The sequence below is a fragment of the Nocardioides bigeumensis genome (assembly GCF_039531755.1).
Classification (GTDB): domain Bacteria; phylum Actinomycetota; class Actinomycetes; order Propionibacteriales; family Nocardioidaceae; genus Nocardioides; species Nocardioides bigeumensis.
In genome coordinates, this window is the sequence record NZ_BAAAQQ010000002.1 from 845692 (window position 1) to 866360 (window position 20669).

The window sequence follows — 20669 nt, forward strand, 5'->3', positions numbered from 1 at the left end:
CCACATGACCTCGCGCGTCCCGCTCATGGCGGGCAACTGGAAGATGAACCTCAACCACCAGGAGGCAGTGGTCCTGGTGCAGAAGCTCGCTTGGACGCTCTCCGACAAGCGGCACGACTACGCCAAGGTCGAGGTGGTGGTCTGCCCGCCGTTCACCGACCTCAGGTCCGTGCAGACGCTGGTGGACGGAGACCGGCTCTCGATCGGCTACGCCGCGCAGGACGTGTCCACGCACGACGAAGGCGCCTACACCGGTGAGGTGTCGGCGGCGATGCTGGCCAAGCTCGGCTGCTCCTACGTCGTCGTCGGCCACTCCGAGCGGCGGGAGTACCACGCGGAGTCCGACGAGACCGTCAACGTCAAGGCTCACAAGGCGCTCGCGGCCGGGATGACCCCCATCGTCTGCGTCGGCGAGGGCCTCGAGGTCCGCAAGGCCGGTGAGCACGTCGCTCACACGCTCGCGCAGGTCGACGGGTCGCTGGCCGGCTTCACTGCCGGTCAGGTGGGCGACCTGGTGGTGGCCTACGAGCCGGTCTGGGCGATCGGCACCGGCGAGGTGGCCACTCCCGAGGATGCCCAGGAGGTCTGCGCCGCGATCCGGGCCCAGATCCGCGAGGTGCACGGGGACGGTGCCGCCGACGGCGTACGCATCCTCTACGGCGGCTCGGTCAAGGCGGCCAACGTGGGCGGCATCATGGCCAAGGACGACGTGGACGGCTGTCTGGTCGGCGGCGCGAGCCTGCAGGTGGACGAGTTCAGCGGCATCTGCCGCTTCTACGACCTGCCCGTGATCTAGTGCTGTGGATCGCACGCGGCGTGGTCGCTTCGGCGACTGTCGCTCTCGTGACGTAAGGTTTGCCGCGTGACCCTGCTTTTCACGATCCTGCTCATGATCTCGAGCGCACTGCTGATCATGCTCGTGCTCATGCACAAGGGCCGCGGCGGTGGCCTCTCGGACATGTTCGGCGGAGGCATCTCCAGCTCGCTGGGTGGTTCCTCTGTCGCCGAGCGCAACCTCGACCGCTTCACGGTCGGGATCGCCGTCATCTGGTTCGCCTGCATCATGGCCCTCGGCCTGCTGCTGGCCTACTCGGTGTAGCGACACAGTGCCCCTGCTGAGTCTGAACCCCTGAGAGGAACGTCCGTGGCTGGTGGAGGAAACGCGATCCGGGGTAGCCGGGTCGGCGCGGGACCGATGGGCGAGGCCGAGCGTGGCGAGGCCGCGCCGCGGCAAGCCGTCACCTACTTCTGCTCCCACGGGCACCGCTCCGTGGTGACCTTCTCCGTGGAGGCACAGGTCCCCGAGTCGTGGGACTGCCCCAAGTGCGGCCTTCCTGCCTCGATGGACAGCGAGAACCCGCCGCCGGCGCCCAAGATCGAGCCTTACAAGACCCACCTGGCCTACGTGAAGGAGCGCCGCTCCGACAAGGAGGCCGAGGACATCCTCGACGAGGCGATCCAGCTGCTGCGGTCGCGGCGCAAGTCCGGCGAGATCATCTTCTGATCCGTGCCTGACCGGGGCCGGGACCTCACCTTCGGTTGGTCCCTGGTGCCCGACGCGAGCCTCCTAGCGTCGACCTAGCGCCGTCTCGCGCGCGTGGGGGTCGCGCCGACTCGGTCAGAGGCGCGCGGCGGCGGCTTCGTCCACGAAGAAGATCGTCTCCGCGGAGCCGCGCACTCCGCGGGCCGGGGTGTCCCGCACCTCGCCCGGCGAGAGGGCGGCGGCGACCGCGTCGGCCTTCCTCTCGCCCGTGGCGAGGAACCACACCGCCTTCGAGCGGTTGAGTGCCTCGAAGGTGAGGGTGATCCGCTCGGGCGGCGGCTTGGGGGAGTCGAGGACGTACGTCGCCACCTGGTCCTCGACGTGCAGCGCCGGGTGGTGCGGGAAGAGCGAGGCGCAGTGACCGTCGGGACCGATGCCGAGCATGAGCACGTCGAGCTCGCCGTCGCCACTGGCCCGCACGGTGGCGGAGTACGCCGCCGCGCCCGCCTCTGCGTCGCGTGCGTCGTCGGTGGACGGCATCTCGTGCACGAGGGCCGGGTCGACGTCGACGTGGTCGAGCAGTGCCCGGCGAGCCTGGAGCGCGTTGCGGTCGTCGGAGTCGGCAGCGACGAACCGCTCGTCGCCCCACCAGACGTGGACGCGCGACCAGTCGACGTTCGAGTCGGGGGACAGCTCCGCCAGGCGCCGGTGCAGGACGTCGGCGATGGTGCCGCCCGTCAGGCCGATGTGCGGGTCGTGCCCGTTGGCCTGGAAGACGGAGAGCACGTCGAGCAGCCGTCGGGCCACCTCCTCGGCCACGGCGTCGCTGTCGGCGAACCGCTCCACGCGGGGATCGGGGCGGGCCTCGCCGCTCACGAGGCGGCCTGCTTGACCAGAGCGCGGGCCGTGGCGGCGTACACGTCGTCCTCGTCGAGGTGGCGCAGCTCCTCGGCGAGCAGCTCCGGCAGGTCCTTGCGCTTGAGCGCCACCGGGCGGTCGGGCTTGCCCGGCGAGCTGAAGGTCGCCAGCCGGCCGTCGGGCCGGTCGATCCGGATCTCGCCGTCCTTCGTCTCGAGGACGGCCGAGGTGATGCCGGGGCCGTCGGAGGTGCGCCGGGCGACGTCGATCTTGAGGCGGTCGGCGAGCCAGGCCACGAGCAGGTCTGCCGACGGCGAGATGCGTTCCGCGCTCACCGAGGCCGCGGTCACGCGGCCGGGGTGCTGGTCGAGGGCAGCAGCGAGCAGAGCGCGCCAGGGGGTCAGCCGGGTCCAGGCGAGGTCGGTGTTGCCCGGCGAGTAGGCCAGGCACTGCCCGTGCAGCGCCTTGAGCTTGCCCCGCGTCACGAAGGCCGCGTCGGTGATCCGGCGGCCGGCCAGGCGCCCGAGCGCATCCTCCGCAGGGTCGTCCGGGTGGTCCTTCGGCCACCACGCCGCCACGGGCGAGTCGGGCAGCAGCAACGGCAGCACCACCGACTCGGGGTGCTTGGTCACCTCGCCCTTGAGCCGGATCAGCGCGGTCTCGCCCGCCCAGCCGCCGCCGGTGCCGACCTGGGCGTTGACCACGCCCGCGCCGCGACCGTCGCCGAGGATCACGCCGAGCACTCGTGCGGGGTGCTCGTGCGAGGCCTCCTTCGCGGCCTCCATCGCGTCGTCGGCACCGTCCTCGTCGACGACGATGATCAGCGTCATCACCATGCCCATCACGGGGCTGCCGGCTCGGATGCGGGCGCGCATGAACTCCGCCGCGATCTCGGACGCGTTGGTCTCGGTCAGCTGGATCTTCATGAGCCCCTCCTCACTTCACACCTCACGGCCTGCGCCAGCTACGGCCGTCGCGAACCAGCATCTTGTCCGCGCTCGCGGGACCCCACGTCCCGGACGGGTACGCGTCGGGCTTGCCGCGTCGGGCCCAGTGCTCCAGCACGGGGTCGAGGATCTTCCAGGACGCCTCCACCTCGGCGTGCCGGGGGAAGAGCGGCGGGTCGCCGAGGAGCACGTCGAGGATCAGCCGTTCGTACGCCTCGGGGGACGACTCGGTGAACGCCCCGCCGTAGGCGAAGTCCATGCTCACGTCACGGATCTCCATCGCGGTGCCGGGCACCTTCGACCCGAAGCGCAGCGTCATGCCCTCGTCGGGCTGAACCCGGATGACCAACGCGTTGTGCGTCAGGTCCTCCGTCGCGGTCGCGGAGAAGGGCTGGTGCGGGGCCTGCTTGAAGACCACGGCCACCTCGGTGACCCGGCGGCCGAGACGCTTGCCGGTGCGCAGGTAGAACGGCACGTTGGCCCAGCGGCGGGTGTCGATGTGGAGCTTGACGGCGGCGTACGTCTCGGTGTGCGAGTCGGCGGGGATGCCCTCCTCGTCGAAGAAGCCGGGCACCTTGACCCCGCCGGACCAGCCGGCGTCGTACTGACCGCGGGCCGTCGTCAGGTCGAGCCTGGCCGGCAGCCGCACCGAGGAGAGCACCTTGAGCTTCTCGGTGACCAGGCTGGCCGCGTCGAAGGAGATCGGCTCCTCCATCGCCACCAGGGCGAGCAGCTGGAGGAGGTGGTTCTGGATCACGTCGCGGGCGGCGCCGATGCCGTCGTAGTAGCCGGCGCGGCCGCCGATGCCGATGTCCTCGGCCATGGTGATCTGGACGTGGTCGACGTAGTTGGAGTTCCACAGCGGCTCGAACATCGCGTTGGCGAAGCGGATCGCCAGGATGTTCTGCACCGTCTCCTTGCCGAGGTAGTGGTCGATGCGGAAGACCGACTCCGGAGGGAAGACGCCGTCGAGGACGTCGTTGAGCTCACGCGCGGAGGTCAGGTCGTGGCCGAAGGGCTTCTCGACGACCACACGGCGCCAGGAGCCGTCGTCAGGTGAGGCGAGCTTGTGCTCGTGCAGCTGGCGCACGACGTCACCGAAGAACTTCGGCGGGATCGACAGGTAGAACGCGTGGTTGCCGGCGGTGCCGCGCTCCTCGTCGAGCTCCTCGATGGTGCGCCGCAGGTGCTCGAAGGCCACGTCGTCGGAGAAGTCGCCCGGCACGAAGCGGAACCCGGCCGCCAGCTGTCGCCACACCTCTTCGCGGAACTCCGTGCGGGCGTACTGCTTCACCGAGTCATGCACGATCTGCGCGAAGTCCTGGTCGTGCCACTCGCGCCGTGCGAACCCGACCATCGAGAAGCCGGGGGGCAGGAGACCGCGGTTCGCGAGGTCGTAGATCGCGGGCATGATCTTCTTGCGCGACAGGTCGCCGGTGACCCCGAAGAGCACGAGCCCGCAGGGGCCGGCGATGCGTGGCAGGCGCTTGTCCTGAGGGTCGCGCAAGGGGTTGGCGCGTGGTGCCTTCGTCTGGGTCCGAGCGTCCCGATCGGCCATCAGCTGCGGTGCTCCAGGTAGTAGGAGATCAACGACCTTGTCGAGGGGTCCTGCTCGGCGAGCGCCTCGGCATCGCCGGCGACAGCCGGCGCCACCTGCTGGGCGAGCTGCTTGCCGAGCTCGACGCCCCACTGGTCGAAGCTGTCGATGCCCCAGACCACCCCCTGGGTGAACGTGATGTGCTCGTAGAGCGCGATCAGCTGTCCCAGCACCGACGGCGTCAGCGCCGGCGCCATGATCGACGTCGTCGGCCGGTTGCCCTCGAAGACGCGGGCGGGCACCACTGCCTCGGGTGTGCCCTCCGCACGCACCTCGTCGGCGGTCTTGCCGAACGCCAGCGCCTTGGTCTGCGCGAAGAAGTTGGCCAGGAACAGCCCGTGCACGTCCGTGCTCTGTCCGTCGTGGGCGTCCTTGAGAGGGTACGCCGGCTCGGCGACCGCGATGAAGTCAGCCGGGATCAGGCGGGTGCCCTGGTGGATCAGCTGGTAGAACGCGTGCTGCCCGTTGGTGCCCGGCTCGCCCCAGAACACCTCGCCCGTGTCAGTGGTGACAGGCGAGCCGTCCCAGCGCACGCTCTTTCCGTTCGACTCCATAGTGAGCTGCTGGAGGTAGGCCGGGAAGCGGTGCAACAGCTGGGCGTAGGGCAGCACGGCGTGCGTCTGGGCGCCGAGGAAGTTGGTGTACCAGACGTTCAGGAGGCCCATCAGCGCCGGCACGTTCTGGGCCAGGTCGCTCGCGCGGAAGTGCTCGTCCATGGCGTGCATCCCCGCGAGCATCTCGTCGAAGCGCTCCGGCCCGACGGCCACCACCAGCGACGTGCCGATGGCGGAGTCCATGGAGTAGCGGCCGCCGACCCAGTCCCAGAAGCCGAACGCGTTGGCGGGGTCGATGCCGAAGGCCGCCACCTTGTCGAGCGCGGTCGACACGGCCACGAAGTGCTTGGCGACCGCCCCGGACGAGGAGTCGTCGTCGCCGCCGATGGCTCCGGACGAGCGCAGGCCGTCGAGCAGCCACGCCTTGCAGAGGCGCGCGTTGGTCAGCGTCTCGAGGGTCCCGAAGGTCTTGCTCGACACGATGAAGAGCGTGGTGGCGGGGTCGAGCCCTTCGAGCGTGCGTGCGGCGTCGGTCGGGTCGATGTTGCTGATGAATCGGCACTCCGGCCCGTCGGCGTACGGCGCCAGCGCTTCGTAGGCCATCACCGGACCGAGGTCGGAGCCGCCGATGCCGATGTTGACGACCGTGGCGATCTGCTCGCCGGTGACGCCCGTCCACGCGCCCGAGCGCACGTCACCGGCGAACGCGTAGACCCGGTCGAGCACCTCGTGCACGTCGGCCACGACGTCCTGGCCGTCAACCTGCAGGGTCGCGTCGCGGGGGAGCCGGAGAGCGGTGTGGAGCACGGCCCGGTCCTCGGTGACGTTGATGTGGTCACCGCGCAGCATCGCGTCGCGACGCTCGGTCAACCGCACCTCGCCGGCCAGCGCCAGCAGGGCGGCGACGACGTCGTCGTCCGCGAGGTTCTTGGACAGGTCGACGTGCAGGTCGGCGGCGGTGTGGGTCATCCGATCGACCCGCTCCGGGTCGGCCTCGAACCACGCCCTCAGGTCGGGGGCGAACGCCTCGGCCAGCGTGGTCAGCCGGTCCCAGGCGTCCGTGGACGTCGGGTCGACGGGGGAGTCCGTCACTGCCCCGCTCAGCCCTTGGCCTGGTCGAGCTGGCCCTGCACGGTCTCGAGGAGCTCGGTCCAGGACTTCTCGAACTTCTCCACGCCCTCCCGCTCGAGGGTGTCGATCACGTCGTCGTAGTCGATACCAGCATCGGCGAGAGCGGCCATGACCTGCTCGGCGTCGTCGTAGTGGTTGGTGACCTGGTCGCCCTGGATGTCGCTGTGGTCGCGCACGGCGTCGAGGGTCTTCTCGGGCATCGTGTTGACGGTGTCGGCGACGACGAGGTCGTCGACGTACATCGTGTCGCGGTAGTCGGGGTTCTTGACGCCCGTCGACGCCCAGAGCGGGCGCTGCTTGTGGGCACCGGCAGCGGCCAGCGCCTCCCAGCGCTCCCCGGCGAAGAACTTCTCGAACTCGCGGTAGGCGAGCCGGGCGTTCGCCACGCCGGCCTTGCCCTTGAGGTCGTCGTGGCCACCGATCTCGTCGAGCCGCTTGTCGATCTCGGTGTCGACGCGGGAGACGAAGAACGACGCGACCGAGCGGATCCTCGACAGGTCCTGTCCGGCGTCGCGCGCCTTCTCCAGGCCGGAGACGTAGGCCTCCATCACGTGGCGATAGCGCTCCAACCCGAAGATCAGCGTGACGTTGACGCTGATGCCGTTGCCGATCGTGGTGGTGATCGCGGGAGCGCCCTCGGTGGTAGCCGGGATCTTGATGAGGACGTTGGGGCGGTCGACCTCGTCGCGCAGCTCCTGGGCGGACGCGATCGTCGCGGCCTCGTCGTGGGCCAGGTCGGGCGCGACCTCGATGGAGACCCGACCGTCGACACCCCCGCTGGCCTCGAAGCTCTCCATCAGCTGGTCGCACGCCTGCCGGACGTCGCGCGTCGTGAGCATGAAGACCGTGCGGTCGACGTCGGCGCCCTCAGCGGCGAGCTCGCGGACCTGCTCGTCGTACCGCTCGCCGTCTGCCAGCGCCGCGGCGAAGATCGAGGGGTTGGTCGTGACGCCCACGACGTGGCTGTTCTTGATCAGGTCGGCGAGGTTGCCGGTCTCGAGGCGCTCGCGGGACAGGTCGTCGAGCCAGATCGAGACTCCGGCGTCGCTCAGGGACTTCAGGTTGTCGGACATGCGGGGACTCCTTCGTAGGTGGTTCAGGCGCCGGCGAGCGCGACGGAGTCGCGCGCGGCGTTGGCGACGGCTTCTGCCGTGACGCCGTACTCCTGGTAGATGCGGGCGTAGTCGGCGCTGGCGCCGTAGGTCTCGATCGAGACGATGCGGCCGTGGTCGCCGACGATCTCGTGCCAACCCTGGGCGATGCCGGCCTCGACGGCGACGCGCGCCTTGACGATCGGCGGGATGACGATCTCGCGGTACGACGCCTCCTGCTCGTCGAACCACTCGCGGCACGGCATCGACACCACCCTGGCGCGGATCCCGTCGGCCGCGAGCTGCTCACGGGCCTCCACGGCCAGCTGCACCTCGGAGCCGGTGCCGATCAGCACGACGTCGGGCTGGCCGCTGCGGCCGTCGAGGTCGGGGGCGTCGATCAACACGTAGCCGCCGCGGTGCACGTTGGAGGTGTCGGAGAAGCCGTCCTCACCACGGGGAAAGACCGGGAGGTTCTGCCGGCTCAGGCACAGGCCGGCGGGCCGGTCGTCGTGCTCGAGGATCGCCCTCCAGACCGCCGTGGTCTCGTTGGCGTCACCCGGGCGCACCACGTCGAGACCCGGGATCGCCCTGAGCGCGGCGAGGTGCTCGATCGGCTGGTGGGTCGGACCGTCCTCGCCCAGGCCGATCGAGTCGTGCGTCCACACGTAGGTGACCGGCAGCTGCATCAGCGCCGCCAGGCGCACGGCCGGGCGCATGTAGTCGGAGAACGTGAGGAACGTGCCGCCGAAGACGCGGGTGCCGCCGTGGACGGCGATGCCGTTCATGATCGAGCCCATCGCGTGCTCGCGGATGCCGAAGTGCAGCACCCGGCCGGCGTACGGGTCACCGGGGAACATCTTGGTCGAGCGGTCCTTGGGCAGGAACGACGGGACGCCTTCGATGGTGGTGTTGTTGGAGCCGGCGAGGTCGGCCGAGCCGCCCCACAGCTCCGGCATCGCCCCGGCGACGGCGTTGATGACCTTTCCGGAGGCGACGCGCGTGGCCACGCCCTTGGGCTCGTCGCTCCAGGTCGGCAGGTCGGCGTCCCAGCCGTCGGGCAGGGTGCGCGTCTGCATCCGCTCGAAGAGCGCGAGGTCGGCCGAGGGCTTCTTGGACCAGCGCTCGAACTCGCCGTCCCAGTCCTGCTGCGCGGCCTTGCCACGAGCGACGGCCTCACGGGTGTGCTCCAGCACGCCCGGCGGCACCTCGAACGTCTGGTCGGTGTCGAAGCCGAGGACCTTCTTGGTTGCGGCGACCTCGTCGGCACCGAGCGCGGAGCCGTGGGACTTGCCGGTGTTCTGCAGGTTGGGCGCCGGCCAGGCGATGATCGTGCGCAGCACGATGAAGCTGGGCCGGTCGGTGACCGCCTGGGCCTTCTTGATCGCGGCGTAGAGCGCGGGCACGTCCTCGGCGTAGGACGTGTCGTCGTTGGTCCAGTCGACGGTCTGCACGTGCCAGCCGTAGGCCTCGTAGCGGGCGCCGACGTCCTCGCTCAGCGCGATGTCGGTGTCGTCCTCGATGGAGATCCGGTTGGCGTCGTAGATGACGGTGAGGTTGCCGAGCCGCTGCACGCCGGCGATCGCGGAGGCCTCGGCGCTGACGCCCTCCTCGATGTCGCCGTCGCTGCACAGCGCGTAGATGTGGTGGTCGAACGGCGACGCCCCGTCGGCGGCGTTGGGGTCGAGCAGGCCGCGCTCGCGGCGCGCCGCCATCGCCATGCCCACCGCGTTGCCGATGCCCTGGCCCAGCGGGCCGGTCGTGGTCTCGACGCCGGCGGTGTGGCCGTACTCCGGGTGACCAGGGGTCTTGGAGCCCCACGTGCGCAGCGTCTTGATGTCGTCGAGCTCGAGACCCCACCCACCGAGGAAGAGCTGGAGGTAGAGGGTGAGCGACGAGTGGCCGCAGGAGAGGACGAAGCGGTCGCGCCCCGGCCAGTGCGGGTCGGCGGGATTGTGGCGCATGACCTTCTGGAAGAGGAGATAAGCCGCAGGGGCCAGGCTCATCGCCGTGCCGGGGTGGCCGTTGCCGACTTTCTGCACGGCGTCCATGGCGAGGACCCGGACGGTGTCCACGGCCTTCGCGTCCAGGTCGGTCCAGTCGAGACGTTCGGGGAGCGTGCTCACAGCCATCCTTCGCAAGTGGGGAACGGAGTGTGGGGTGCCTCCGTCGCCGAGCCTACTCACGCACGGCGGTAGACTGCGACGACCTGTTAGTACCCATTCCGCACCGAGCTGAGGTCGCCTCTTGTCGTACGTTGGCCAGTCGGCTCGTGCCGCTGCGGCCTCGGGTGACGCCAACTCGCCCGCGCCCGCTCACGCGGGTCTCCGCGACGTCGTGGCGGCGTACGTCGGGCTGACCAAGCCGCGGGTCATCGAGCTGCTCCTGCTGACCACCGTTCCGGTGATGTTCGCCGCCGAGGGCGGCGTCCCGGCCCTGGGCCTCGTGGTCGCGACGGTCGTCGGTGGCGCCCTGTCGGCGGGCTCGGCGTCCGCGCTCAACTGCGTGTGGGACCGCGACATCGACGAGCAGATGAGACGGACCCGTCGCCGGGCCCTGCCTCGCCACATCGTGTCGCCGGTGGCGGCCACGATCTTCGGCGTCGTGCTCGGGGTGCTGGCCACGGTGATCCTGCTGGTCTGGGTCAACGCGTTGTCGGCCGGCCTCGCCCTCGCTGCCGAGGCGTTCTACCTCGTCGTCTACACCATCTGGCTCAAGCGGCGCACGACGCAGAACATCGTCTGGGGCGGCCTGGCCGGCTGCTTCCCAGCGCTGATCGGCTGGACCGCTGTCACCGGTGAGCTCGCGTGGCCCCCGGTCGTGCTCTTCGCGGTGGTGTTCTTCTGGACGCCCCCGCACACCTGGGCCCTGGCGCTGCGCTACCGCGACGACTACGCGGGCGTGGACGTGCCGATGCTGCCCGTGGTCGCGCCGCCGGCCGTGGTGGGCCGGCAGATCGTGCTCTACACCTGGGCGACCGTCGCGACGTCGTTCCTGCTCTGGCCGGTCGCCGGCACAGGACTGGTCTACATCGTCGCCGCGACGCTCCTCGGCGCGGTGTTCATCGCCGAGGCGCACCGGCTCTGGGCGAAGTCGCGGCAGACGGAGAACCCCGCCCTGATGGACCCGATGCGGCTCTTCCACGTGTCCAACCTCTACCTCGCGCTGCTCTTCGTGGCCGTCGCCGTCGACCCGCTGCTCGGCTGACCCAGGGCCTTGCCCGTCTCGGTGGTTGCTGACCCCGCGTCGCGTGCCCGGGCCGAGAGGGGGACCGCCGTGGCGCAGGCGGAGACGAGGGCCGCGCCGAGCAGGTGCAGGACCACCAGCGCCTCCGGCAGGTCGAGGAAGTACTGCGTGAAGCCGACGAACCCCTGGGCAAGCTCGACGCCGAGGAGCAGCAGGCCGGCGCGGAGCACGATGCCGGCGCCGGTGCGGTGCGCCGTCACCACCAGGCCCACGGTGACGGCGACGAGGACGTAGACGGCGATCGCGTGTACGTGTGACATCAGCTGCGGGTCCAGCCCCGTGCGGCGGGCGTCGAGGTCGCCGGAGTGCGGGCCGCTGCCCGTGACCACCGTGCCGAGGTAGAGGACCACCCAGGCGGCAGCGAACACCACCCACGTGAGCCGGCGCATTCGGGGTGGCGCGGCCGGCCGGGGCGGGCCTCGCTGGGCGTCGACGAGCACCACGCACAGACCGATCAGCGCCATCGAGACCAGGAGGTGGAACGCGACGACGTAGGGGTTGAGGTCGGTGAGGACCGTGAAGCCGCCGATGACCGCCTGCGCCGGGATGCCGAGCACCACACCCGTCGCCAGCCAGAAGAACCGCCACGGCCTGGTCGCCCGCCAGCGACGGACGAGCAGCACCAGCGCCGCCACCCAGCACGCGATCGCGATCGCCACCAGGACGAAGGTGAGCATCCGGTTGCCGAACTCGATCGCACCGTGCACGCCGAGGGCGCCGTGCGGGCGGTAGGAGCCCTCGGTGCAGCGGGGCCACGTCGGGCAGCCCAGACCCGAGCCGGTGACGCGGACGGCGCCGCCGGTCACGACGATCAGCATGTTGGCCACGAGGTTGGCGACGGACAGCCGCCACAGCCACCCCTCGACCGCGCCGGGCGGTGTCAGTGCCATGCGGTCACTCCCATGCGGTCACTCCCATGCGGTCACTCCCATCGGAACGTCCTCGACGTCAGCAGTGCGGCGACCGCCGCCCAGGCGAGCAGCACCAACATCGAGCGTCCGTCGACGGATCCGTGGGTCAGCGCGGCGCGCATCGCCTCGCCCAGAGCCCCGGAGGGCAGCCACTCGAGCACCGGGCCGAGCGCGCCGTACTCCTCGGTCGGGAACACCACGCCGCCGCCCGTCAGTAGGAGCAGGTAGACCAGGTTCGCGATCGCGAGCGTCGCCTCGGCCCGTACGGCGCCCGCCAGCAGCAGCCCGAGCGACCCGAAGGCGGCCGTGCCGAGCACCAGGGCGAGCAACGCAGCGGGCACGTCGGCGTCCGGCTGCCAGCCCAGCGCGAAGCCGACGGTGCCGAGGACCACCACCTGGACCAGCTCGACGAGGAGGATCGCGCCGATCTTGCCGAGGAGCAGCCCGTGCCTCGGCAGGGGCGAGGCGCCGAGGCGCTTGAGCAGGCCGTAGCGCCGCTCGAAGCCGGTGGCGATCGCCAGCGAGGTGAACGCCGTGGACAGCCCCGCGAGCGCGAGGACGCCGGGGGTGAGGACGTCGACCGGTTGGTCGCCGAGGTCGAGGTCGAGTCGTCCCGCCGCCGCAACGCCCCCCACCAGGGCGAGGACGGGGATGACGATGGCCAGGAGCAGCTGCTCGCCGTTGCGGAGCAGGAGCCGGGTCTCCATGCGCGTCTGCGCGAGGACCTGGAGGCCGAACGGAGCGGCGCCGGGCGCGGGGGAGAGGTCGAGGCGCGCACCAGGGGCCGCGTGCGGGTCGCGCCAGCGCTGGTCGGGGCTCACGTGCCGCTCCGCGTGGTGACGTCGAGGAAGACGTCCTCGAGGGTGCGGCCGTCTGCGGTGAGGTCGGCGGGCGAGCCCGAGGCGACGACGCGGCCGCGGTCGACGATGTGGACGACGTCCGCCAGTCGCTCGGCCTCGTCCATGTGGTGGGTGGTGAGCACGACCGTGACGCCCGCGGCACGCAGCTCGCGCAAGAGGTCCCAGGTGGTGCGGCGGGCATGGGGGTCCATGCCGGCGGTGGGCTCGTCGACGAACACGAGCTCGGGCCGGCCGACGATCGCCAGGGCCAGGCCGAGCCGCTGCTTCTGCCCTCCGGAGAGACGGCGGTACGGCGTCCGCCCGCAGTCCTCCAGACCCAGCCTGGACGCCAGCGCAGCCGGGTCGAGCGGGTGCGCGTGCAGCCGGGCGACATGGTGGAGCATCTCCAGCGCCCGCACGCCCGACCAGGCGCCGCCGTCCTGGAGCATCACGCCGATGCGCGGCAGCAGCGCGCGGCGGTCCTTCCTCGGGTCCAGGCCGAGCACCCGGACGGTGCCCGCTTGCGCCCGCCGGAAGCCCTCGCACGTCTCCAGGGTGGTCGTCTTCCCGGCGCCGTTGGGTCCGAGCACGGCGGTGATGGTGCCCGAGTCGACGGTCATCGCGAGCCCGTCGACCGCGGTGGTGGCGCCGTACCTCATCACGAGACCGTTGATCTCGACAGCAGGGGACGGCACGGGCACCGCCCAATCCTAGGTTCGCCCGACCGCGGCCAGCTCAGCGGTCGGTGCCCAGCCCGGCGTCGCGCGCCCGGATGATGATGTCGGCCCGATCCGTGGCCTGGAGCTTGGCCAGGATGCTGGTGACGTTGTTGCGGATCGTCTTGGGGGAGAGGAACAGGCGCTGCGCGATCTGGCCGTTGTTGAGCCCGCCCGCGACGAGGTCGAGCACCTCGTCTCGCGCTCGCTGAGCTCGGGGAACGGCCGGTCCGGCCGGGTCCGTGCTGGGACTCCTGGTCTCCCGGAAGAGCGGCTGAGGTCGCGTCGTAGGGCGGGACCTGCTCGACCACAGGGAGCCATGGGTCAATGGCTTAGGCGAGCCTTACTTGAGACGGCTCCGCAATAACGTCACACTGGTGTTGTGGAATTGACCGGAACGCAGCAGCCTGCCGCGGGGGACGCCCCCACGCGCGAGCGCGTGGCCCGGTCGATCCTGGAGAACGGACCCTCCACCGCCGCCGACCTGGCTGCCCGGCTGACGCTCACGCCCGCCGCCGTCCGCCGGCACCTCGACCACCTGCTCGACGAAGGACTGGTCGAGGCACGCGAGCGACGCGTCTACGGCACGCGGGGCCGCGGTCGGCCCGCCAAGGTGTTCGCCCTCACCGAGTCCGGACGCGACTCCTTCGACCAGCAGTACGACGACCTCGCGGTCGCCGCGCTGCGGTTCCTGGCCGAGACGGGTGGCGACGAGGCGGTCATGGAGTTCGCCCGGCGCCGGGTGGCGTTCATCGAGCGCGACTGCGCCCGCTTGCTGACCGAGCGACCGGAGCTGACGCCGGCCGACGCGCTGGCCCAGGTGTTGACGAGCGGCGGCTACGCCGCGTCCATCAGGGAATTACCGGTGGTGGGCGCGCAGTTGTGCCAACAGCACTGCCCCGTTTCACACGTCGCCCACGAGTTCCCCCAGCTGTGCGAGGCCGAGACCCAGGCGATCGGCCGGGTCGTCGGCACCCACGTCCAGCGACTGGCGACGATCGCCCATGGCGACGGCGTCTGCACGACCTGCATCCCCAGCAGCACCACGAGCACGACGATCCAGAAGGAGACGATGTGACCTCCATCGAGGAGCTCAACCCCGAGCTGAAGGGCATCGGTCGCTACCAGTTCGGCTGGGCCGACAGCGACACAGCCGGCGCCACCGCGACCCGGGGGCTCAACGAGGACGTCGTCCGCGACATCTCCGCGAAGAAGAACGAGCCGCAGTGGATGCTCGACCTGCGCCTGAAGGGCCTCCGGCTCTTCCACCGCAAGCCGATGCCGACCTGGGGCTCGGACCTGTCGGCGATCGACTTCGACAACATCAAGTACTTCGTCCGGTCCAGCGAGAAGCAGGCCACCTCGTGGGAGGACCTGCCCGAGGACATCAAGAACACCTACGACAGGCTCGGCATCCCCGAGGCGGAGAAGCAGCGCCTGGTCGCCGGTGTCGCGGCTCAGTACGAGTCGGAGGTCGTCTACCACTCGATCCGCGAGGACCTCGAGGAGCAGGGCGTGCTCTTCCTCGACACCGACACCGCCCTGCGCGAGCAGCCCGAGCTCTTCCGCGAGTACTTCGGCACGGTCATCCCGGTCGGCGACAACAAGTTCGCCGCGCTGAACACCTCGGTGTGGTCGGGCGGCTCGTTCATCTACGTGCCGAAGGGCGTGCACGTCGACATCCCGCTGCAGGCCTACTTCCGGATCAACACCGAGAACATGGGCCAGTTCGAACGGACGCTGATCATCGTCGACGAGGACGCCTACGTGCACTACGTCGAGGGCTGCACCGCCCCGATCTACTCCTCGGACTCGCTGCACTCCGCGGTCGTCGAGATCATCGTGAAGAAGGGCGGCCGTTGCCGCTACACGACGATCCAGAACTGGTCCAACAACGTCTACAACCTCGTCACCAAGCGCGCGACCTGCGAGGCCGGCGCGACGATGGAGTGGGTCGACGGCAACATCGGCTCCAAGGTGACGATGAAGTACCCCGCGATCTACCTCATGGGCGAGCACGCCAAGGGCGAGACGCTGTCGATCGCCTTCGCGGGCGAGGGCCAGCACCAGGACGCCGGCGCCAAGATGGTGCACGCCGCCCCCAACACCTCCAGCTCGATCCTGAGCAAGTCGGTGGCGCGCGGCGGTGGGCGCACGTCGTACCGCGGTCTGATCCAGATCAACGAGGGCGCACACGGGTCCAAGTCCAACGTGCTCTGCGACGCGCTGCTGGTCGACCAGATCAGCCGCAGCGACACCTACCCCTACGTCGACATCCGCGAGGACGACGTGTCCATGGGCCACGAGGCGAGCGTCTCGAAGGTCTCGGAGGACCAGCTCTTCTACCTCATGTCGCGCGGCATGGAGCAGGACGAGGCGATGGCGATGATCGTGCGCGGCTTCGTCGAGCCCATCGCCAAGGAGCTCCCCATGGAGTACGCGCTGGAGCTGAACCGACTGATCGAGCTGCAGATGGAGGGTGCTGTCGGATGACGGCTGTTGCTGAGGCCCTGGAGACCTCCAGGGTCGAGTCCCACCTGCACCCAGAGGGCTCCTACGACGTGGGCGACCACGTCGTGCCCACCGGGCGCGAGGAGATCTGGCGGTTCACCCCGCTGAAGCGACTGCGCGGCCTGCACGCCGACGCGGAGCTCGGCTCGGGTGCGACGACCTATGACTGGAACACACCCGACGGCGTCCGCGTCGAGGTCGTGGACGGCACGGAGGCGCGTGCGCTGCGCGGGATCAGTGGGCTGGTGCCCAACACCCGCTTCGGCGCCCGCGTGCTCGCCGACGTGCCGACGTCGTTGCTCGTCGACGTCCCCGCCGACGCCGAGGTCGCCGAGCCCGTGATCGTCCAGGTGCACGGCACCGATGCGGCCGACACCGAGGCAGGCCACGTGGCGCTGCGCTTCGGACGCCACTCCCGCGCCACCGTGGTGCTCAACCACACCGGCAGCGCGGCACTGGCCCAGGTGGTCGAGGTGCTCGTCGGCGACGGCGCCCAGGTGACCGTCGTGTCGATCCAGGACTGGGCCGACGACGCCGTCCACCTCACCCACACGCAGGCCCTCGTCGGTCGCGACGCCTCCTACAAGCACGCAGCGATCAGCTTCGGCGGCGACGTCGTGCGGATGGACGCCAACGTGTCGTACGCCGGCCCCGGCGGCTCGGCCGAGCTGCTCGGCCTCTACTTCGCCGACGCCGGCCAGCACATCGAGCACCGCCTCTTCGCCGACCACGACGCCCCGCGCACCAAGAGCCACGTGTCCTACAAGGGCGCGCTCCAAGGCCAGGGTGCGCACACCGTCTGGGTCGGAAACGTGCTGATCCGCAAGGTCGCCGAGGGCATCGAGACCTTCGAGGAGAACCGCAACCTGGTGCTCACCGACGGCTGCCAGGCCGACTCGATCCCCAACCTGGAGATCGAGACCGGCGAGATCGAAGGCGCCGGGCACGCGTCGGCGACCGGTCGCTTCGACGACAACCAGCTGTTCTACCTCCGGTCCCGCGGCATCGAGGAGGCCGAGGCGCGCCGTCTCGTCGTGCACGGCTTCTTCAACGACCTGATCCGCAAGGTCGGCGTGCCCGCCATCGAGGAGCGGCTGATCCAGACCGTCGAGGCGGAGCTGGCCAAGAACGTCACACCCGCCGCCGACCCGATCGCCGGGCCCAACGTCGGGGGAGCACGCCCATGACGTTCGAACGAGTCTGCGCGCTGTCCGAGATCGCCGACGACGAGGCCACCGCGGTCACCGTCGACGGCCAGGACGTCGCCCTCGCCCGCCACGGCGACGAGGTCTTCGCGGTCGAGAACACCTGCTCCCACGCCGCCGTCCCGCTGAGCGAGGGCGAGGTCAGCGACTGCACGCTGGAGTGCTGGCTGCACGGCTCGCGCTTCGACCTTCGCACGGGCAAGCCCATCGGCCTCCCGGCCACCGAGCCGGTCGCCACCTTCCCCATCGAGATCCGCGGTGACGACGTCTACGTCGACACCGAGACCACCCTGAACGGAGTCACACCCCAGTGAGCACCCTCGCAATCAACGACCTGACCGTCTCGGTCGACACCGAGGACGGCCCCAAGGAGATCCTCAAGGGCGTCACGCTCACCATCAACAGCGGTGAGAAGCACGCGATCATGGGCCCCAACGGCTCGGGCAAGTCGACCCTCGCCTACTCGATCGCGGGCCACCCGAAGTACACCGTCACCGGCGGCACGGTCACCCTCGACGGGGCCGACGTGCTCGCGATGAGCGTCGACGAGCGCGCGCGGGCCGGGCTCTTCCTGGCCATGCAGTACCCCGTCGAGGTCCCCGGCGTCTCGGTCGCCAACTTCCTGCGCACCGCCAAGACCGCGATCGACGGCGAGGCTCCCAAGCTGCGCACGTGGGTCAAGGACGTCAACACCGTGCTGGAGCAGGCCGGGCTCGACTCGACCTTCTCGGCGCGCAACGTCAACGAGGGCTTCTCCGGCGGCGAGAAGAAGCGCCACGAGATCGCCCAGCTCGAGCTGCTGGACCCCAAGGTCGCGATCCTCGACGAGACCGACTCCGGGCTCGACATCGACGCGCTCAAGGTCGTCTCCGAGGGCGTCAACCGCTTCGCGGAGGACGCTGACAAGGGTGTCCTGCTGATCACCCACTACACGCGGATCCTGCGCTACATCAAGCCGGACTTCGTGCACGTCTTCATCAACGGCCGGATCGCCGAGCAGGGCGGCCCCGAGCTCGCCGACCAGCTCGAGGCAGAGGGCTACGAGAAGTACTCGTCGGCGGCGGTCTGACCATGCCGCACGTCGAGGGGTCGCACGTCGAGGGACTGCTCCCGGATCTGGAGGTCATCCGCAAGGACTTCCCGATCCTCACCCGCACGGTCGCGAGTGGGGCTCCCTTGGTGTACCTCGACAGCGCCAACACGTCGCAGAAGCCGCAGGTGGTCATCGACACGATGGTCGACCACCTCGAGCGGCACAACGCCAACATCGCGCGCGCCATGCACCAGCTCGGCGCCGAGTCGACCGAGGCCTTCGAGAGCGCCCGCGACAAGGTCACGGCCTTCATCGGGGCACCGTCGCGCGACGAGGTCGTCTTCACCAAGAACGCCACCGAGGCGCTCAACCTGGTGGCCAACACCCTGGCCTGGGCCGAGGGCGACCTCAAGGTGGGCCCGGGCGACGAGGTGCTCATCACCGAGATGGAGCACCACTCCAACATCGTCCCGTGGCAGCTGCTCACCGAACGCACCGGAGCGACCCTGCGCTGGTTCGGGCTGACCGACGACGGGCACCTCGACCTCTCGCAGATCGACGAGCTGATCAACGAGCGCACCAAGGTGGTCTCGCTGACCTGGGTGTCCAACATGCTCGGCACCATCAACCCGGTCCGTCAGATCGCCGACCGCGCCCACCAGGTGGGTGCGCTCGTCGTCGTCGACGCGTCCCAGGCGGTGCCGCAGCTGCCCGTCGACGTCGTCGCCTCGGGAGCCGACCTGCTGGCCTTCACCGGCCACAAGGTCGTCGGCCCGACCGGCGTCGGCTTGCTCTGGGGCCGCGCCGAGGTGCTTGCCGCGCTGCCGCCGTTCCACGGCGGCGGCGAGATGATCGAGACCGTCACGATGGAGCGGTCGACGTACGCCCCGGCGCCGCACAAGTTCGAGGCCGGCACCCCGCCGATCGTCGAGGCCGTGGGCCTCGGTGCGGCTGTGGAGTACCTCGGCCACGTCGGGATGGAGAACGTGCACCGGCACGAGCAGGCCATCACGGCGTACGCGCTCGACGGCCTGCAGACGGTGCCGGGCGTGCGGATCCTCGGTCCGCTCGACCCGAAGCAGCGCGGTGGAGCGATCTCCTTCGAGCTGGCCGACGTGCACCCGCACGACGTCGCCACTGTGCTGGACACCCGCGGCATCGCGGTGCGCGCAGGTCATCACTGCGCCAAGCCGGCGCACGCGCGCTACGGCGTGCAGTCGTCGACGCGGATGTCGTCGTACCTCTACACGACGCCAGACGAGATCGACGCGCTCGTCGAGGGGCTCCTGTTCGTCCGCAGCTATTTCAAGGTGGGCTGACGAGATGACGGCCGAGCTCGACGCGCTCTACCAGGAGATCATCCTGGACCACTACAAGAACCCGCTGAACAAGGGACTCCGCGAGCCCTACGAGGCCGAGGTGCACCACGTGAACCCCACCTGCGGCGACGAGGTGACGCTCCGCGTCCACCTCGACGGCGACCGCGTGGCCGACGTGTCCTACGACTCCGTCGGCTGCTCGATCTCGCAGGCGTCGGCGAGCGTGCTCACCGACCTCGTGATCGGTAAGTCGGTGGACGAGGCGCTCGCCGTGCATGAAGAGTTCCTGACGCTGATGCAGGGCAAGGGCCAGGTGCAGCCGGACGAGGAGACGCTGGAGGACGCGGTCGCGTTCGCCGGGGTGGCCAAGTTCCCGGCGCGCGTGAAGTGCGCGCTGCTCTCGTGGATGGCCTGGAAGGACGCAACGTCGACCGTGCTGGTCGACCAAGGAGGAAAGTCATGACGACCGAGAACGCACCCGTGGACCACGGCGACCTGCCCGAGGTCCCCGAGGCGACCTCGCCGGCCGCTGCCGGGACCAGCACACTGACCGTCGACGACGTCACCGAGGCGATGAAGGACGTCGTCGACCCCGAGCTCGGCATCAACGTCGTCGACCTCGGCCTGCTCTACGGCGTCCACATCGACGACAGCAACGTCGTCCTCGACCTGACGCTGACCTCGGCGGCGTGCCCGCTGACCGATGTGATCCAGGACCAGACCAATTCCGCGCTCGAGGGCTTGGCCAAGGACGTCGCGATCAACTGGGTCTGGATGCCGCCGTGGGGTCCCGACAAGATCACCCCCGACGGCCGCGAGCAGCTGCGCGCCCTGGGCTTCAACGTCTGACGGACGCCGTCAGTCACCGACGGGCAGCGGTGGGTCCCATTCGGTGAGGAGCACTTCGCCGCTTCCGGGGAACTCAAGGTCGTCGGGCCAGGTCGCCGTGGCCGTGTGTGGCGTCGAGCCGAGCGCCAGGTCCAGCGAGTAGGTGTACGGCGCCGTGCCTGGAAGGTCGACCGCCTGTGCGGGTTGTCCGGCGACCTCGAGGACCAGGCCGCCGTCCTCGGGGCAGTCGTCGGCGATCGCGCTCAGCGTGAACGTCTCCGACTCCCCGGAGGCGGCCGTGACGGTGAACAGCGCGCCGGCCGTGGCGGGTTCGGGATCGAGCCCGTTCACGCTTACTTGCGGTGACTGGGCCACCTTCATCACGGTGGGACGTTAGCGT

23 protein-coding genes are annotated in these 20669 nt (G+C 70.1%); 12 read left to right on the forward strand and 11 right to left on the reverse strand.

The window, feature by feature from the left end; translation table 11 throughout:
- The first annotated feature begins 4 nt into the window (after nt 1-4).
- The 3 genes from tpiA (at nt 5) to ABD295_RS05265 (ending at nt 1504) form a co-directional block, all read left to right on the forward strand.
- Nucleotides 5-796: a triose-phosphate isomerase gene (gene tpiA, locus ABD295_RS05255; RefSeq protein ID WP_344302589.1), complete on the forward strand. Its 792-nt coding sequence runs from the start codon at nt 5-7 to the stop codon at nt 794-796.
- Nucleotides 797-862: 66 nt separating this feature from the next.
- Nucleotides 863-1099, forward strand: a complete 237-nt coding sequence (gene secG, locus ABD295_RS05260; protein ID WP_344302590.1) for a preprotein translocase subunit SecG — start codon at nt 863-865, stop codon at nt 1097-1099.
- Nucleotides 1100-1144: 45 nt separating this feature from the next.
- Nucleotides 1145-1504, forward strand: coding sequence for an RNA polymerase-binding protein RbpA (locus ABD295_RS05265; RefSeq protein WP_344302591.1), 360 nt, complete (start codon nt 1145-1147; stop codon nt 1502-1504).
- Nucleotides 1505-1618: 114 nt separating this feature from the next.
- On the opposite strand, the gene pgl is transcribed toward ABD295_RS05265, so the two are convergent.
- From pgl to tkt, 6 genes are read right to left on the reverse strand one after another with little or no spacing between them, the layout of a single operon-like run.
- On the reverse strand, nt 1619-2359 hold the full coding sequence (gene pgl / locus ABD295_RS05270; protein WP_344302592.1) for a 6-phosphogluconolactonase: 741 nt from the start codon (nt 2357-2359) through the stop codon (nt 1619-1621).
- Nucleotides 2356-3267 (reverse strand): glucose-6-phosphate dehydrogenase assembly protein OpcA, encoded by a 912-nt coding sequence (locus ABD295_RS05275; protein WP_344302593.1) that lies wholly within the window; start codon nt 3265-3267, stop codon nt 2356-2358. The genes pgl and ABD295_RS05275 overlap by 4 nt, the downstream gene beginning before the upstream one ends.
- A gap of 22 nt (nt 3268-3289) precedes the next feature.
- A complete protein-coding gene (gene zwf / locus ABD295_RS05280; RefSeq protein ID WP_344302594.1) occupies nt 3290-4846 on the reverse strand; it encodes a glucose-6-phosphate dehydrogenase in 1557 nt (518 codons plus the stop codon).
- Nucleotides 4846-6531: a glucose-6-phosphate isomerase gene (gene pgi, locus ABD295_RS05285; RefSeq protein WP_344302595.1), complete on the reverse strand. Its 1686-nt coding sequence runs from the start codon at nt 6529-6531 to the stop codon at nt 4846-4848. Before pgi ends, zwf begins: the two co-directional genes overlap by 1 nt.
- 8 nt (nt 6532-6539) lie before the next feature.
- Nucleotides 6540-7643 (reverse strand): transaldolase, encoded by a 1104-nt coding sequence (tal, locus tag ABD295_RS05290; RefSeq protein WP_344302596.1) that lies wholly within the window; start codon nt 7641-7643, stop codon nt 6540-6542.
- Nucleotides 7644-7666: 23 nt separating this feature from the next.
- Complete coding sequence (gene tkt / locus ABD295_RS05295) at nt 7667-9793, reverse strand: transketolase (protein ID WP_344302597.1); 2127 nt, start codon at nt 9791-9793, stop codon at nt 7667-7669.
- A 115-nt stretch (nt 9794-9908) separates the two neighbouring features.
- On the opposite strand from tkt, the gene ABD295_RS05300 reads away from it, so the two are divergent.
- Nucleotides 9909-10868 (forward strand): heme o synthase, encoded by a 960-nt coding sequence (locus ABD295_RS05300; protein WP_344302598.1) that lies wholly within the window; start codon nt 9909-9911, stop codon nt 10866-10868.
- Here the strand turns inward: ABD295_RS05300 and ABD295_RS05305 are convergent.
- The 4 genes from ABD295_RS05305 to ABD295_RS05320 form a co-directional block, all read right to left on the reverse strand.
- A complete protein-coding gene (locus tag ABD295_RS05305) occupies nt 10817-11797 on the reverse strand; it encodes a COX15/CtaA family protein (protein WP_344302599.1) in 981 nt (326 codons plus the stop codon). The genes ABD295_RS05300 and ABD295_RS05305 overlap by 52 nt on opposite strands.
- 32 nt (nt 11798-11829) lie before the next feature.
- Nucleotides 11830-12639, reverse strand: coding sequence for an ABC transporter permease (locus ABD295_RS05310; RefSeq protein ID WP_344302600.1), 810 nt, complete (start codon nt 12637-12639; stop codon nt 11830-11832).
- Nucleotides 12636-13316, reverse strand: coding sequence for an ABC transporter ATP-binding protein (locus ABD295_RS05315; protein ID WP_425573987.1), 681 nt, complete (start codon nt 13314-13316; stop codon nt 12636-12638). The genes ABD295_RS05310 and ABD295_RS05315 overlap by 4 nt, the downstream gene beginning before the upstream one ends.
- 76 nt (nt 13317-13392) lie before the next feature.
- A complete protein-coding gene (locus ABD295_RS05320) occupies nt 13393-13566 on the reverse strand; it encodes a response regulator transcription factor (RefSeq protein ID WP_344302602.1) in 174 nt (57 codons plus the stop codon).
- A gap of 195 nt (nt 13567-13761) precedes the next feature.
- On the opposite strand from ABD295_RS05320, the gene ABD295_RS05325 reads away from it, so the two are divergent.
- Genes ABD295_RS05325 through ABD295_RS05360 form a run of 8 tightly spaced genes read left to right on the forward strand, consistent with a single transcriptional unit; the run spans nt 13762 to nt 20290 of the window.
- Nucleotides 13762-14451 (forward strand): helix-turn-helix transcriptional regulator, encoded by a 690-nt coding sequence (locus ABD295_RS05325; RefSeq protein ID WP_344302717.1) that lies wholly within the window; start codon nt 13762-13764, stop codon nt 14449-14451.
- Nucleotides 14448-15866: a Fe-S cluster assembly protein SufB gene (gene sufB, locus ABD295_RS05330; protein ID WP_344302603.1), complete on the forward strand. Its 1419-nt coding sequence runs from the start codon at nt 14448-14450 to the stop codon at nt 15864-15866. The genes ABD295_RS05325 and sufB overlap by 4 nt, the downstream gene beginning before the upstream one ends.
- A complete protein-coding gene (sufD, locus tag ABD295_RS05335) occupies nt 15863-17071 on the forward strand; it encodes a Fe-S cluster assembly protein SufD (protein ID WP_344302604.1) in 1209 nt (402 codons plus the stop codon). Before sufB ends, sufD begins: the two co-directional genes overlap by 4 nt.
- A complete protein-coding gene (locus tag ABD295_RS05340) occupies nt 17068-17403 on the forward strand; it encodes a Rieske (2Fe-2S) protein (protein WP_344302605.1) in 336 nt (111 codons plus the stop codon). The genes sufD and ABD295_RS05340 overlap by 4 nt, the downstream gene beginning before the upstream one ends.
- Nucleotides 17400-18158 (forward strand): Fe-S cluster assembly ATPase SufC, encoded by a 759-nt coding sequence (gene sufC / locus ABD295_RS05345; protein ID WP_344302606.1) that lies wholly within the window; start codon nt 17400-17402, stop codon nt 18156-18158. Before ABD295_RS05340 ends, sufC begins: the two co-directional genes overlap by 4 nt.
- Nucleotides 18159-18160: 2 nt before the next feature.
- Nucleotides 18161-19441, forward strand: a complete 1281-nt coding sequence (locus ABD295_RS05350; protein ID WP_425573972.1) for a cysteine desulfurase — start codon at nt 18161-18163, stop codon at nt 19439-19441.
- Between the two features lie 4 nt (nt 19442-19445).
- On the forward strand, nt 19446-19904 hold the full coding sequence (gene sufU, locus ABD295_RS05355; RefSeq protein WP_344302607.1) for a Fe-S cluster assembly sulfur transfer protein SufU: 459 nt from the start codon (nt 19446-19448) through the stop codon (nt 19902-19904).
- Complete coding sequence (locus ABD295_RS05360; protein ID WP_344302608.1) at nt 19901-20290, forward strand: metal-sulfur cluster assembly factor; 390 nt, start codon at nt 19901-19903, stop codon at nt 20288-20290. The genes sufU and ABD295_RS05360 overlap by 4 nt, the downstream gene beginning before the upstream one ends.
- A gap of 9 nt (nt 20291-20299) precedes the next feature.
- Here the strand turns inward: ABD295_RS05360 and ABD295_RS05365 are convergent, their stop codons facing one another.
- Nucleotides 20300-20653 carry a hypothetical protein gene (locus ABD295_RS05365; protein WP_344302609.1) on the reverse strand — a complete coding sequence of 118 codons (354 nt, stop codon included), beginning with the start codon at nt 20651-20653 and terminating at the stop codon, nt 20300-20302.
- Nucleotides 20654-20669: the final 16 nt, after the last annotated feature.